Annotated in this window: 1 rRNA gene; it reads left to right on the top strand. The window is 46.7% G+C overall.

Going from position 1 to position 255, the window contains the following annotated elements:
- Positions 1-147 precede the first annotated feature (147 nt).
- Positions 148-255 (top strand): 5S ribosomal RNA (rrf, locus tag LB450_RS13655).

Here is a 255-nt window from a genome sequence, read left to right as displayed (position 1 = left end):
ATCGCTATTCCTATATATTTTTATTATGTCAACACATAATCCCTGTCCCCTCCTTTGGAGGGGCTAGGGGAGGACTTAAGGTGGCCCGCCCTTTTAAAAAAAAAGGTTCGGGTAAATTATAGCAACAAGCTATAGTGCACTAAGATTTAAGGTGGTTATAGCAACGGGGCTCACCTCTTCCCATTCCGAACAGAGCAGTTAAGCCCGTTAGCGCCGATGGTACTACATACCGTGGAAGAGTAGGTCGCCGCCTTC

The sequence above is a fragment of the Psychroflexus curvus genome, from assembly GCF_020164585.1.
GTDB lineage: Bacteria > Bacteroidota > Bacteroidia > Flavobacteriales > Flavobacteriaceae > Psychroflexus > Psychroflexus curvus.
The sequence above is the reverse complement of the archived record's forward strand: the minus strand, read 5'-3'. Positions and strand labels throughout refer to the sequence as shown.